Raw genomic sequence first — 12864 nt, 5'->3', positions numbered from 1 at the left:
GCTCGCGCTGCCATGCTCGACCTCAAACCGTCAGGAAGTCCGGCGCCGCCGGGATGGATGACATTTTATTGCACCAACGCCGTTGCGTGTCATCCCACAGATTCAGAACAACAACCAGAGCGACTACCGTACCGTCTTGTCCGACGTCGGCGTGATCAGTCAGTGCGATGCTCCAGCTTATGCGGGCAACCGCAAGATCTTCCGTGCCTTCCGCTACTTTCAAGCGCGTATCGAAGAGATGGTGGAGGGCGAGAATGATCGCTTGGCGTCGATCATGGCCTTCCTCGACAAGGTGAGCCAGGCCTGCCTGGTGAAGATCGAGGTGGCCAGTCACGCCGATGCCTACACGCTGTTCGAGTCGCTCAATAACCGGGGCATGCCGCTCACGGCCATCGACCTGATCAAGAACAAGCTACTCGCGCGGCTGGAGACCACCGAGCCCGGCAAGGTAGATCACTACTTTGACGTGTGGAACAAGCTGTTGGGCTATCTGGGCGATGACTACAGCGTCCAGGAGCGCTTTTTCCGGCACTACTACAACGCGTTCAAAGACCCGCTGAACGTGCCGTTCCGCAAGGACGACGACAAGAGGAAGGACCCCCTGGGCCCGGTGGCCACACGGTCCAACCTGATCCAGATCTACGAAAAGCTGATCAATCAGGACGCCAAACACCACCTGCAGGCCATTCGTTCTGCTGGCCAGCTGTATGCACTGATGCTGGCACGGAACACGGACGAGGCCTGGGCTCCGCTGGACAAGCCGCTGAAAGACCTGGACCGCATTCAGGGCGCCCCGTCTTACCTGTTGATGCTGTACCTGCTGGTGCGGCGTGAGGCGCTGGGCATCGACGTGACGCAACTGGAAGAGATCGCGCGGCTGCTGGTCTGCTTCTTCGTTCGACGCAACCTCACCGACACACCGCCCACCCGCGACCTAACGCGCCTGTTCATGGCCACCATCGACAAGGTGGCAGCATTGTCGGGTACTGCCGTGGCGAAGACCATCCGCAACGAACTGCTGGCGGTATCGGCCAGCGATGAGACCTTCCGCAGCAAGCTGGAAGGCGCCATCTACGAGGAGAACGCGGGGGTGACCCGGTTTGTGCTGTGCGCCTTGGCTGAGCAGAGCATGACTAAGGAGACCTGGGTCGATCTGTGGAAGTACGAAGGCAAGCTCTTCGTGTGGACTATCGAGCACATCTTCCCGCAGGGCGACAACATTCCCGCTTTTTGGGTGGCCATGATCGCGGACGGCGATGTGAAGAAGGCGAAGGCCATGCAAGAGACTCATGTCCACAAGCTGGGCAACCTGACGATCTCGGGCTTCAACAGCGCATTGGGCAACAAGAGCTTCAAGGAGAAGCGCGACCGCACCGACAGCAATGGCCGCAATGTGGGTTACAGGAACGGGCTCAGACTGAATGCCGAGCTGGCCACGACCGAGGCATGGAGCGTGAAGCAGATCGATGCTCGGACGACCACGCTCGTAGACCAGGTGATGAGTCTGTTTACCCTTACGGGGACAAAAGCATACTGATCACCACAGAGCCGAGAGGAATGATGCCGGAGAACAAGGAGCTCCTTGAGAGCGCGCCGCGACAGGTCATCAACACCCACCCATTCAGCGGGGCACTCTGCAGTGGAAGTGCGGGGCAAACGCCATGAACGAGCTGATTCTTTACACCACCGAAGACGGCCGCAGCGAGATCAAGCTGCGGGCCGAGCAGCAGACTGTTTGGCTGACGCAGTTGGAAATGGCAGAGCTGTTTGACGCCACCAAGCAGAACATCTCGCTGCACCTGAAAAACCTCTTCGCGGACGGGGAGATGGACCCGGCGGCAACTATCAAGGAATCCTTGACAGTTCAAACCGAGGGTGCGCGTCAGGTGCAGCGCAAGGTCACGCTTTACAACCTGGACGCCATCCTCGCCGTGGGCTACCGGGTGCGGTCGCCGCGCGGGGTGCAGTTCCGCCGCTGGGCGTCCACGGTGCTCAAGGGGTATCTGCTCAAGGGTTTTGCGCTGGACGACGAGCGTCTGAAGAACCCGGACGGCCGGCCAGACCATTTCGATGAGATGCTGGCGCGCATCCGGGACATCCGTGCCTCGGAGAAGCGCTTCTATCAAAAGGTCCGCGACCTGTTTGCCCTGGCGAGCGACTACGACAACACCAACCAGACGACGAAGACCTTCTTCGCCACGGTGCAGAACCTGTTGCTCTACGCCGTGACACAACAGACCGCGGCAGAGCTCGTCATGGCCCGCGCCAACCCCGACGACAGTCACTTCGGCCTTCTGCACTGGCAGGGCAACAAGGTACGCAAGCAGGACATCCTGATCGCCAAAAACTACCTGACCGAAGACGAGATCGACACCCTGAACCGTCTGGTGGTGATCTTTCTGGAGACCGCAGAGCTGCGCACCAAGCGCCGCGAGGAAATCCGCATGAGCTTCTGGCGCCAGAACGTGGACCAGATCATCAGCAGCAACGGCTTTCCTGTGCTCACGCATGCGGGCAAGGTCGCCCACGCGCAGATGGAGCGCGCCACGAGCGCGCGCTACCTGGATTACGACCAGCGCCGCAAACAGGACGAGGCACGTCAGGCCGACGAGCAGGACGAAGCCGAACTGAAAGCACTGGAAAACACGCTCAAGCAACGTCCGAATCATGACTGAAAACGACCAAAAGCAACTCGGCAAAACGCTCTGGAACGTCATTGATCAACTGCGCGAGTCGATGAACAGTCTTTCCAGAGCAACGCGCCAGGCTTGGATTCCGGGTTGCACAGGCGGTTGAGAACCAACGGACGGACCAGCGATTCCACGTCAGTGGTGTAGCACTGAGGCGGGCAACGACGTCGGCCACGGATTTGACCTTGCCAGCGGCCACATCCTGGTTGCCTAGCGCGAGGATCTTCAGCAGAGCCAGGCGACGGGCGCTTTCACGCTGGATTAGCGCACGCAAGGCCTCCTGCACCAGGGCGGACTTCTCTGTCATCGCGGTCAGCGCCTGGGCCTTGGCAAGCAACTCGTCGTCGAGTGCGAGGGTGATGCGCATGGTTCTCTCCACAAGAAAAGCCTGGATCGACCATAGCACCATGTGATGCCACCTCAACAGCCATCCGATACCACGGCGGCGACGGAGCATCGTGTTGCACCTGCGGATGAGCTCGAAGCCTTCCAGCTCGGCATCGAAGCGCTCATTGAGCGTATCGTCCACAATCCTGCCATTCGACGGCGCTTGCTTCTCCCCATTTGGCAAACTGGAATGCGGGGGCGCACGCCATGCATCACACGGCAAATCGAACCCTTCCCGCGGTAGACACACCACCGCAGCTGCCCTCCGACAGAGCGATCTACGAAATTGAAAAGCGCCCTCTTCGTCGACTTCGACAACGTCTATTCCGGCCTCCGCATACTCGACCAGACCATCGCCGACCGCTTTGCCCGCCAGCCTCTTCAATGGATGAACTGGGTCATCAACGCGCTCGAGTTGCCGGATCACACTCCCGAGGGCGCCCGGCGGCGCCTGCTGGTGCGACGCTGCTACCTCAATCCACAGGCCTACCAGCGCTTTCGGCCCTCGTTCAATCTGGCCGGCTTCGAGATTGTTGACTGCCCGGCGCTGACCAGTGAAGGCAAGACCAGCACCGACATTCACATGGTGCTCGACATCATCGATCTGCTGCAGCACGAGACCCATTACGACGAGTTCATCGTTTTCTCGGCCGACGCGGATTTCACCCCCGTGCTCAGAAAGCTGCGTCGATCAGATCGGCGCACGACGGTGCTGGCGATCGGCTTTCCATCAGCCGCCTACCGCGCCTCGGCCGACCTGCTCATCGACCAGGACGAATTCGTGCGCAAGGCCCTGGGCTTCAAGGACGAAGATGAGTCATCGCCACCCGAGTCCGTGAGTCAATCGGTGAACGTAGCGTCGGATGCCGACGCGATATCGACCGCCGCCCGTGCGCTCGTCGCGGAGGACGTCAGAGACACCCCTGTTCCTGCGCCGCCAGTTGCAAGCGCCAAAGCGCTCGACGCGGAGTTCGACGGGCTCATCGAAACCATACGCCAAGAAGTCGCCCGCTCGTCCGTCCCTGTTCCGTGCAGTCGCCTCGCAGTGCTGATCACGACCCAGTGCAGCGCCCTCACAGCCGACTGGAACGGCAAAGGCAGCTTCCGCAAGTTCATTGAAAGCCTCGATCTTGCGCCGCTGCATTTCGACTGGAGCACGGGGGGAGGACACGTCCACGACTCCACCCGACCTGTGACCATCACACGCAACGCTTGCGCCACCGCGGACTGGGGCAACGATGTGCACATCCTTCCCCTCGCGACCCAGATCCACGAGGTCTCGGGCGCGCCCCTGCTGAGACCACAAGACTACCGCGCCCTGTTTTCAATCATCGAGCAGGATGTTCGCCTGCACCCCTTCGATCTTAAGGAGACCGGAAAGCGGGTTCGCGACGGTCTTAGGGAGGGCGGCTTCGGGGGCAGCCGCGCGGACGTCAACTGGGTGCTAAGCGGCCTGCTCATGCGCGGCCATGTTTTCAACGAAGGGCAAGATGATGCGGTGGGACTCGGCGTGAAGACGGCGAACAACGTCAGATCGCTATGCCTGCGGGAGCAGATGGTTCTGGACAGAGCGGCCGAAACCGCGATTGCACACTGGTTCGGCACCGCCCAGGCAAGCACACAAGCCCGTCAATGAGTGTGCAAGATCAAATGCGTGCGCCGGCGTCAGAGATCGATGAGGTGCCTGAGCAAGCCGAAGGGCACGCGCCAGCCGGGTTCGTTTTCACAGTTGATGCTGGCGGTCTTCTGATTGATGCGCACGATGGTGCCGATCCGCGTCTGCAGGTGGCGATCTTCGAAACTGACGCGGTCGCCAACGCGAAAGTCGTCGCGGGTGGGGCGTGGCGCGGCCTTGGGCGTCGGCGCCTGCGCCGCCGTGCTCTTGCGCGCAGGGAGTTCGACGGCCGCATACGGCAGCGTCCACGTCACGCGCGTCACATCGTCCTGCACGCTGAGCTGAGTGTCCTTCATCGCCACCACGGTGCCGCTGCGCAGTTGCAGCGCCGCGCCGGGCGCTTTCACATCCACGAAACGCACGTGCTGCCCCAGGTTCAGGTGCAGCCGAATCTGCACGATGCGCACCGGATCCGACATCAAGCGCTCGATCACGGTCGACAGATGGAAGAGCTCCAGGGAACTGGCGCGGTTGAGGGCTTCGAGGGTAGAGGCGTCCATCAGGGCGGCAGGCTATGAGTTTATCGGCAGCAGTTTGTCACCCCCGGCCGCTCGGCGTCTAGGCGGGCGGGCTGGAACGGGCTGGGGGGTAAACATGGTATTCAACATTCTTGAACTGCGTCGCCTCAGGCGGTGCGAGTGTCAGGTGGCCACACGATCATTCGCCCCGTTTCACGCCTTGCGCCGACGACCCGCTGCAAGCCCCATCAAACCCAGTCCCAGCAGCGCCAGCGAAGCGGGCTCAGGCACGTTGTTCGACGGCCCGCAACCGGGCGCGGTGGGGTTTGCGTCACAGAACTCGACCGCCGTGCCCTGCACGCCCACGGTGAAACCGTTCCAGTACTCATTGCTCAGACTGCGCCAACTCACGGTGTCGAAAGTGCCCTTGAACTGCAGCGTGCCATGCGGTTCACCGGTGCCGAGGAGTTGATATTCGGTCTGCCCGCCGACGGTGACGATGTTCTTGTACGAGGTCCCGCAACCCCAGTACCCACACGCATTTCCATCACTGGAATGACCAAAGCTGAGGATGTCGAAATCCTGATCGAAGGCGTAACCGTTGCCGTTCAGGCTGACGTAGGCAAAAACGGGATTTGCAATCGCCTGGGAGAAGCTCAGGGTCTGATTGCCCGCGTTTTTCAGGGCTACGATGTCTGAGGTGCCCGGCCGGTTGTCGACCGCAGTGCTGGTGTAAGGAGAAGTGCCAGTGGGCCCATCCGTGCCATTGCTGTAGTAGTTGATGCCGCCACTCGGCTGATAAAACGCAATGCCCTGCGGGTTCGTATAGGTGACGCCAACGGTGGAGGTCGGCGTGGTGATCGTGCCCACGCCCTTGAAGCCGACTCCCGGGTCGAGGTCGGAGCCAGTCCAGTCGGTCCAGTAGATCTGTGCTGCACAGGCGCCGCCCGCGCTCAGCGCAATCGCCAGAGCGCAGGCAGTGCGCACAAAATATCCGGTGTTCTTCATGTTCGTCCCCTTCAAAAAAGTTTGTGAATTCGATCTGATCATAACCAAAGCGAGATTCGTGCCATTTTCATGAAGGGAAAAATACTTCTTTAAAATCAATCTGGTGAAACCGAACTTCGAAGACACTCGCGGACAGGAACCGAAACTCAGTAAAGAAATTCGACAGTGATCGCGCTGCCACATGCCTGTGCCCGACCCTGGTCACGACGACAGCTTTCCCGCTCGCGCCGGCTGCTCAGCAATCCCCAAAGCGCTGAGTTCGGCTCCCTACGCAAGGTGCCCCACCTTGACGTAAATGAGGCAGCCCTCATCACTGAACGGCTGGTGGCGGCTGAGGTGGGGGCTGCGTAGCCAGCTGCCGGCGGGGTAGTCGCCGTACTCGTCGCTGAATGTGCCTTCGAGGACGAGAATTTCCTCCCCTCCCCAGTGCGTGTGCACCTGAAAACGCGTGCCCGGCGCCCAGCGCACCAGCGCGACGTGCTCGCTGCCGTATTCATGCAGCGGCAGCACAGTCAGCCCTGGCACGAGGCCGGGACGAAATGCCGCCTGCGAGGTGTCGATGACGACGCGCGCATCATCACCGGCCTGGAACTGGCGCAGCTTGACGAAAATCTCGCAACCCGCGGTGGAAAACGGTCGATGCCGTGAGCCCGGCGGATTGCGCACATAAGTGCCTGCCGGATAGGCCCCCTGATCGTCTTCGAAGGTGCCCGTCAGCACCAGAAACTCTTCGCCCAATTCATGCGTGTGCGGGGCGAAGACCGACCCCGGCGCGTAGCGCACGATGCTGGTCGCGCGCGCCACCTCGTCGCCGACACGATCGAGCATCTTGCGCTCTACCCCCGCCTGCGGCGAGGCCATCCAGGGCATGTTGCGGGCGTCGATCGCAACCCGGGCATTGAAGTCTGCGTTCACGTTCATTGCGGCTCTCCGGGAAAGGCTCTCATCATTGCTGCGGCCTCATCGACCCCTCAGGCAGGTGTCTCAGGCAGGTGTCTCAGGCAGGTGTCTCAGGCAGGCGTCTCAGGCAGGCAGCTCTGGCAGCGCGCTCAGGCGCATCCGCAACCACGCGCCGATGTCGTCGATTTCCTGCGGGCAGACCGAGTGCGGCATCGGATAGGTGTGCCATTGCGGCGCCAGCCCGAAGCCACGCAGCAGTTCCAGCGCCTGCTGACCCATCGCGGGCGGCACCACATCGTCTTGCGTGCCGTGGGCGACAAACATCGGGATGTCGCGGTTGGCCGCGGACAGCTCGCGGGTGATGAGCGCGGCCGAGGGAATATAGGTCGACAGTGCGATCACCCCCGCGAGCGGTTCGGGATGCGTGAGCGCACTCAGGTAGGCCACCGCACCGCCCTGGGAAAAGCCGGCGAGAAAGATGCGCTCACTCGGGATGCCACGCTCGACCTCGCGCGCAATGAGGGCACGGACGATCGCGCGCGCAGCCAGCAACCCGGCTTCGTCAATTTCGCGGCTCTCGCCGCCAAGCGCGATGATGTCGTACCAGGCGGGCATGACGTAGCCGCCATTGCAGGTCACGGGCTGCAGCGGTGCGTTGGGGAAGACGAAGCGCAGCGCGGGCGCGGACGCAAGCCCCAGTTCGGGCACGATGGGTTCGAAGTCGCTGCCATCGGCACCCAGGCCGTGCAGCCAGATCACCGCTGCTGAGGGCTTGGGCGCGGTTTCAACTTCAAGAAAACTGATTTCACTCATGGTGATCCTGTCCGGGTTGCGAATTTCATTGGGCTCGCGCTGCGCTTGCGGGCGGCGTGAGCGAAGGGCTTGAGCTTCAGACCAGGTCGAAGCGGTCTGCGTTCATGTGCGTGGCTCTGCGCTCTCAAAACGCGCAGAGCCACGAAACAAGAACGACAATATGTCTCACCAACGGACAAATTGTCTCAAATGAAGACGGCCACATTTACATAACCTTGGCTCTTACAGAGTTTTAATGCGGGCATCTAAATTGCTTATGGGGAAATGCCTTTCAAAACCACTGAAGACGGGGGGAGACAATGAACATCTCTAGACGCGGATTCTTCAAGGTCTGCGCTGCGGGAATGACGGGTTCCAGCCTGGCCACGATGGGGTTCGCCCCCAGCGCGGCACTCGCTGAAGTTCGCCAGTACAAACTCACGCACGCTACCGAAACGCGCAGCATCTGTCCTTATTGCTCCGTCTCCTGTGGCACCCTGGTTTATTCCCTGGGTGACACCTCGAAGAACGCCAAAGCGCGCATCTTCCACATCGAGGGCGACCCGGACAACCCGGTCAACCGCGGCAGTCTCTGTCCCAAGGGCGCCGGCCTGCTGGATATGGTTCAGAGCCCCTTGCGCCTCACCCATCCCGAAGTGCGCGAACCCGGCAGCAACGAATGGAAGCGCATCTCCTGGGACGACGCTCTCGAGCGCATCGCCAGGCACATGAAGGCCGACCGCGACGCCAACTTCGTCGACACCAACGCAGCCGGGCTCACGGTCAACCGCTGGAACACCTTCGGCTTCCTTGCCAGCTCGGCGGCATCGAACGAGCCCGGATATCTCACCCACAAGGTTCTGCGCGGGCTCGGCGCGGTCGCCTTCGACACCCAGGCACGCATCTGACACGCCCCCACGGTAGCCAGTCTGGCTCCGACGTTCGGGCGTGGTTCGATGACGAACCACTGGGTAGACATCAAGAACGCCGATCTCGTCCTGATCATGGGCGGCAACGCGGCCGAAGCGCACATCTGCGGTTTCAAGTGGGTGCAGGAAGCGAAGGAAGGTCGCAAGGCCAGACTCGTGGTCGTCGACCCTCGCTTTACCCGCTCTGCAGCCGTGTCCGACTACTACGCGCCGATTCGCGCGGGCTCGGACATCGCCTTCCTGTCCGGCCTCATCCACTACCTGCTGGAACACGACAAGATTCAGCATGAGTATGTGAAGGCGCACACCAACGCGCCCTTCCTGATAGACCCCGCGTTCGGCTTCGAGAACGGCCTGTTCACCGGCTACAACGCCGAAAAACGCAACTACGACAAAGCGTCATGGCGCTACCAGATGGGCGAGGACGGTTTCGCCCGTGTCGACCCGACCTTGCAAGACCCGAACTGCGTCTTCCAGCTCATGAAGAAGCACTTCTCGCGCTACAACGCGGACGTGGTCAGCAGCATCACCGGCACGCCCAAGGACGCTTTCCTCAAGGTGTGCGAGATGGTGGCCGAATGTTCGGCGTCCGATCGCACCATGACCATCCTCTACGCCCTGGGGTGGACGCAGCACTCCGTGGGTTCGCAGAACATCCGCACCATGGCCATGATCCAGCTGCTGCTGGGCAACATGGGCATGGCCGGGGGTGGCATCAACGCGCTGCGCGGGCACGCCAACGTGCAAGGCATCACCGACATGTGTCTGTTCGGCGACAGCCTGCCGGGCTACATGCATTCGCCGACCGAAGACGAGGCCACGCTGGACGCCTTCCTCACCAAGCGCACACCCAGGATGCTGCGTCCGGGGCAGATGAACTACTGGAGCAACTACTCCAAGTTCTTCGTCAGCCTGATGAAAGCCTTCTACGGCCCCAACGCCACCGCCGACAACAACTTCGGCTACGACTGGCTGCCGAAGATGGATGGCGCCTATGACGTGCTGGCCTTGTTCGAGCGCATGCACCAGGGCCGCATGAACGGCTTTGTCTGTCAGGGCTTCAACCCGCTCGCCTCGGTTTCCAACAAGGCCAAGGTGTCGTCGGCGCTGTCCAAGCTCAAGTATCTGGTGGTGATGGACCCGCTGGCGACCGACACCTCGGAGTTCTGGAAGGACTACGGCGAGCTCAACAAGGTGGATCCGACCCAGATCCAGACCGAAGTGTTCCGCCTGCCCGCCGCGCTCTTCGCCGAGCACGAGGGCAGCTTCACCAACTCCGGCCGCGTCATCCAGTGGCACTGGAAAGCCGCCGACGGCCCGGGCGAAACCCGCGAGGATACGGCGATCATGGGTGAGCTGTTCACCCGCCTGCGCACCCTGTACGCGACCGAGGGCGGCGCCAACCCGGAACCGATCCTGAAGCTGCACTGGCCTTACCGCATCCCCAGCCACCCGTCGTCACAGGAACTGGCGCGCGAGATCAGTGGCTACGCCATCAGCGACCTGGCGGATGCCAGCGGCACGGTGACGGTCAAGGCGGGCGAGCAGGTGGCCGGTTTTGGCGTGCTGCGCAACGACGGCTCCACCGCCTGCGGCAATTGGCTGTATTCGGGCATGTGGTCACAGGCCGGCAACCTCACCGCGCGCCGCGACAATTCCGACCCCTCCGGCCTTGGCCAGACGCTGAACTGGGGTTACGCCTGGCCGGCGAACCGCCGCATCCTCTACAACCGCGCCTCGTGTGACGCCTCGGGCAAGCCTTGGGACCCGGCGCGCACCGTGATCAAATGGAACGGCAAGGCCTGGGGTGGCAATGACGTGCCCGACATGCGCCCCAACGCTGCACCCGAAGAGGGCGTCGGTGCCTTCATCATGACCGGTGAGGGCGTCGCCCGCCTGTTTGCACCTGGGATGGTCGAAGGCCCCTTCCCCGAGCACTATGAGCCCTTCGAGACCCCGCTGGGCAAGAACCCGATGCACCCCGAGCAGCCGGCCGTCACCAGCAACCCCGCCGCGCGTGTCTACAAGGGCGACATGGAGGTGTTCGGCAAGGCCGATGAGTTCCCCTACGTCGCCACCACTTACCGCCTGGCCGAGCACTTCCACTTCTGGACCAAGACCTCGAAGATCAACGCCATTCTCCAGCCCGAGCATTTCATCGAGATCTCGGAAGAGCTGGCAGGCGAAAAGGGCATCCGCAAGGGTGATGTGGTCAAGGTGACGTCCAATCGCGGCTACATCAAGGCGGTCGCGGTGGTCACCAAGCGCATCCCGGTGCTGACGGTGGACGGGCGCAAGCTGCACACGGTGGGCATCCCCATCCACTTTGGCTTCAAGGGTGAAACCAAGCCGGGTTACATCACCAACACCCTGACGCCGGTCGTGGGCGATGCCAACTGCCAGACGCCGGAATACAAGGCGTTCCTGGTGAACATCGAGAAAGCATAAAGGGAGGCTCGCATGGCACTGCAATCGCTAGACATCGCGCGGCGCTCGGCGACCACCACCGAGTCACCCATGGTGCGCGCCACCACCGAGATCGCGAAGCTTATCGACGTGTCCGCCTGCATAGGCTGCAAAGCCTGTCAGGCGGCATGCATGGAGTGGAACGACATCCGTCCCGAGCTGGGCAACAACGTCGGGGTGTACGACAACCCGCAAGACCTCGACGACAAGACGTGGACGCTGATGCGCTTCTCCGAAGTCGAGGAGAACGGCAGGCTGGAATGGCTCATCCGCAAGGACGGCTGCATGCACTGTGCCGACCCCGGTTGCCTGAAGGCCTGCCCGGCGCCGGGCGCCATCATCCAGTACTCGAACGGCATCGTGGACTTCCACCAGGAGAACTGCATCGGCTGCGGCTACTGCATCACCGGCTGCCCGTTCGACGTGCCACGCATCTCCAAGACCGACAACAAGGCCTACAAGTGTTCCTTGTGCTCGGACCGCGTGGCCGTCGGCCAGGCCCCGGCCTGTGCCAAGGTCTGTCCTACCGGCGCCATCCGCTTCGGCGCCAAGGAAGACATGGTCCATCACGCCGAGGCCCGCATCGAGGACCTGAAGGAGCGCGGCTATCAGAATGCGGGCCTGTACGACCCGCAAGGTGTGGGCGGCACGCACGTCATGTACGTACTGCAGCACGCCGACAAGCCCACCCTGTACGCCGGCCTGCCGGCCGATCCGCAGATCAGCCCCATGGTTGCACTGTGGAAGGGGGTGGCCAAGCCGCTTGCCCTGCTGGCGCTGGGCGCGACGGCGGTGGGCAGCCTGTTCCACTATGTGATGAAGGGTCCGAACGAGGTCTCCAAGGAGCTCGAAGAGGAAATGGAGAAGGAGGACTCACAATGATCCGCAATCCACGTGACCTCAAGCGCTACACCGCATCGGAGCGCGCCAACCACTGGGTCGTGGGCATCTGCTTCATCCTGCTCGCGCTCTCGGGGCTGGCCTTCTTCCATCCTTCGCTGTATCCGCTGGTGCATCTGTTCGGCGGCGGCACCTGGGCGCGCATCCTGCACCCGTGGATAGGCGTGGTGATGGCGGTGTTCTTCATCATCATGTTCTTCCGCTTCGCCAGCCTCAACCGCATGGGTGAGGCCGATTGGGACTGGCTGTCCAAGGTGGGCAAGATGGTGGACGGCGACGACCACGACATGCCGGTGCAGGGCAAGTACAACGGTGGCCAGAAGCTGTTGTTCTGGGGGCTGACCGTATGCATGGTGCTGATCACCGTCTCCGGTGTGGTGATGTGGCGCAGCCAGTTCAGCTTCCCGGTCGGCATGATGCGAATCTCCGCGGTGGTGCATGCCGCAGCGGCCGCGTTCATGATCGGGCTGATCTTCGTCCATGTGTATGCCGCGTTGTGGACCCGCGGCACCATCCGTGCCATGTTGTACGGCACGGTCACCCGCGCCTGGGCCAAGCAGCACCACCGCGCCTGGTACCGCCAGATGACGGGCAAGAACTGACTACCGCCCTGTCCCCAATCCGCGGCGGGCGGTGTCCGGCAGTACTGGACACCGCCC

At 62.2% G+C, this 12864-nt stretch carries 10 protein-coding genes; 6 read left to right on the top strand and 4 right to left on the bottom strand.

Annotated elements, in window-relative coordinates; all coding sequences use genetic code 11:
- Window positions 1–136 precede the first annotated feature (136 nt).
- From M622_RS35855 to M622_RS35845, 3 genes are all read left to right on the top strand, one after another.
- A complete protein-coding gene (locus M622_RS35855; protein WP_217995332.1) occupies window positions 137–1537 on the top strand; it encodes a DUF262 domain-containing protein in 1401 nt (466 codons plus the stop codon).
- 124 nt (window positions 1538–1661) lie between these two features.
- Window positions 1662–2675, top strand: a complete 1014-nt coding sequence (locus M622_RS35850; protein WP_021250551.1) for a virulence RhuM family protein — start codon at window positions 1662–1664, stop codon at window positions 2673–2675.
- Between the two features lie 688 nt (window positions 2676–3363).
- Window positions 3364–4713 carry an NYN domain-containing protein gene (locus M622_RS35845; RefSeq protein ID WP_021250549.1) on the top strand — a complete coding sequence of 450 codons (1350 nt, stop codon included), beginning with the start codon at window positions 3364–3366 and terminating at the stop codon, window positions 4711–4713.
- A 29-nt stretch (window positions 4714–4742) separates the two neighbouring features.
- On the opposite strand, the gene M622_RS35840 is transcribed toward M622_RS35845, so the two are convergent.
- From M622_RS35840 to M622_RS35825, 4 genes are all read right to left on the bottom strand, one after another.
- Complete coding sequence (locus tag M622_RS35840) at window positions 4743–5252, bottom strand: hypothetical protein (protein ID WP_021250548.1); 510 nt, start codon at window positions 5250–5252, stop codon at window positions 4743–4745.
- A gap of 171 nt (window positions 5253–5423) precedes the next feature.
- Window positions 5424–6218: a PEP-CTERM sorting domain-containing protein gene (locus tag M622_RS35835; protein ID WP_021250547.1), complete on the bottom strand. Its 795-nt coding sequence runs from the start codon at window positions 6216–6218 to the stop codon at window positions 5424–5426.
- A 267-nt stretch (window positions 6219–6485) separates the two neighbouring features.
- Window positions 6486–7139 (bottom strand): cupin domain-containing protein, encoded by a 654-nt coding sequence (locus M622_RS35830; protein WP_021250546.1) that lies wholly within the window; start codon window positions 7137–7139, stop codon window positions 6486–6488.
- Window positions 7140–7241: 102 nt separating this feature from the next.
- Window positions 7242–7931: an alpha/beta hydrolase gene (locus tag M622_RS35825; protein WP_021250545.1), complete on the bottom strand. Its 690-nt coding sequence runs from the start codon at window positions 7929–7931 to the stop codon at window positions 7242–7244.
- A 299-nt stretch (window positions 7932–8230) separates the two neighbouring features.
- On the opposite strand from M622_RS35825, the gene fdnG reads away from it, so the two are divergent.
- The 3 genes from fdnG to M622_RS35805 are packed head-to-tail and all read left to right on the top strand — an operon-like array spanning window position 8231 to window position 12807.
- Window positions 8231–11287: a formate dehydrogenase-N subunit alpha gene (gene fdnG, locus M622_RS35815; RefSeq protein ID WP_084520789.1), complete on the top strand. Its 3057-nt coding sequence runs from the start codon at window positions 8231–8233 to the stop codon at window positions 11285–11287.
- Between the two features lie 12 nt (window positions 11288–11299).
- A complete protein-coding gene (gene fdxH / locus M622_RS35810; RefSeq protein WP_021250542.1) occupies window positions 11300–12187 on the top strand; it encodes a formate dehydrogenase subunit beta in 888 nt (295 codons plus the stop codon).
- Window positions 12184–12807, top strand: coding sequence for a formate dehydrogenase subunit gamma (locus M622_RS35805; RefSeq protein WP_021250541.1), 624 nt, complete (start codon window positions 12184–12186; stop codon window positions 12805–12807). Before fdxH ends, M622_RS35805 begins: the two co-directional genes overlap by 4 nt.
- The last annotated feature ends 57 nt before the right edge of the window (window positions 12808–12864 follow it).

Origin of the sequence: Thauera terpenica 58Eu (assembly GCF_000443165.1) — a bacterium.
In the GTDB taxonomy this organism is placed as follows: Bacteria; Pseudomonadota; Gammaproteobacteria; order Burkholderiales; family Rhodocyclaceae; genus Thauera; species Thauera terpenica.
This window is presented reverse-complemented; position numbering and strand designations above follow the sequence as displayed.

Coding starts and splice junctions, on each gene's coding strand:
- M622_RS35850 (WP_021250551.1), top strand. CDS start 1,662: ATGAACGAGCTGATTCTTTACACCACCGAAGACGGCCGCAGCGAGATC.
- M622_RS35825 (WP_021250545.1), bottom strand. CDS start 7,931: ATGAGTGAAATCAGTTTTCTTGAAGTTGAAACCGCGCCCAAGCCCTCA.
- M622_RS35835 (WP_021250547.1), bottom strand. CDS start 6,218: ATGAAGAACACCGGATATTTTGTGCGCACTGCCTGCGCTCTGGCGATT.
- M622_RS35840 (WP_021250548.1), bottom strand. CDS start 5,252: ATGGACGCCTCTACCCTCGAAGCCCTCAACCGCGCCAGTTCCCTGGAG.
- fdxH (WP_021250542.1), top strand. CDS start 11,300: ATGGCACTGCAATCGCTAGACATCGCGCGGCGCTCGGCGACCACCACC.
- M622_RS35830 (WP_021250546.1), bottom strand. CDS start 7,139: ATGAACGTGAACGCAGACTTCAATGCCCGGGTTGCGATCGACGCCCGC.
- M622_RS35805 (WP_021250541.1), top strand. CDS start 12,184: ATGATCCGCAATCCACGTGACCTCAAGCGCTACACCGCATCGGAGCGC.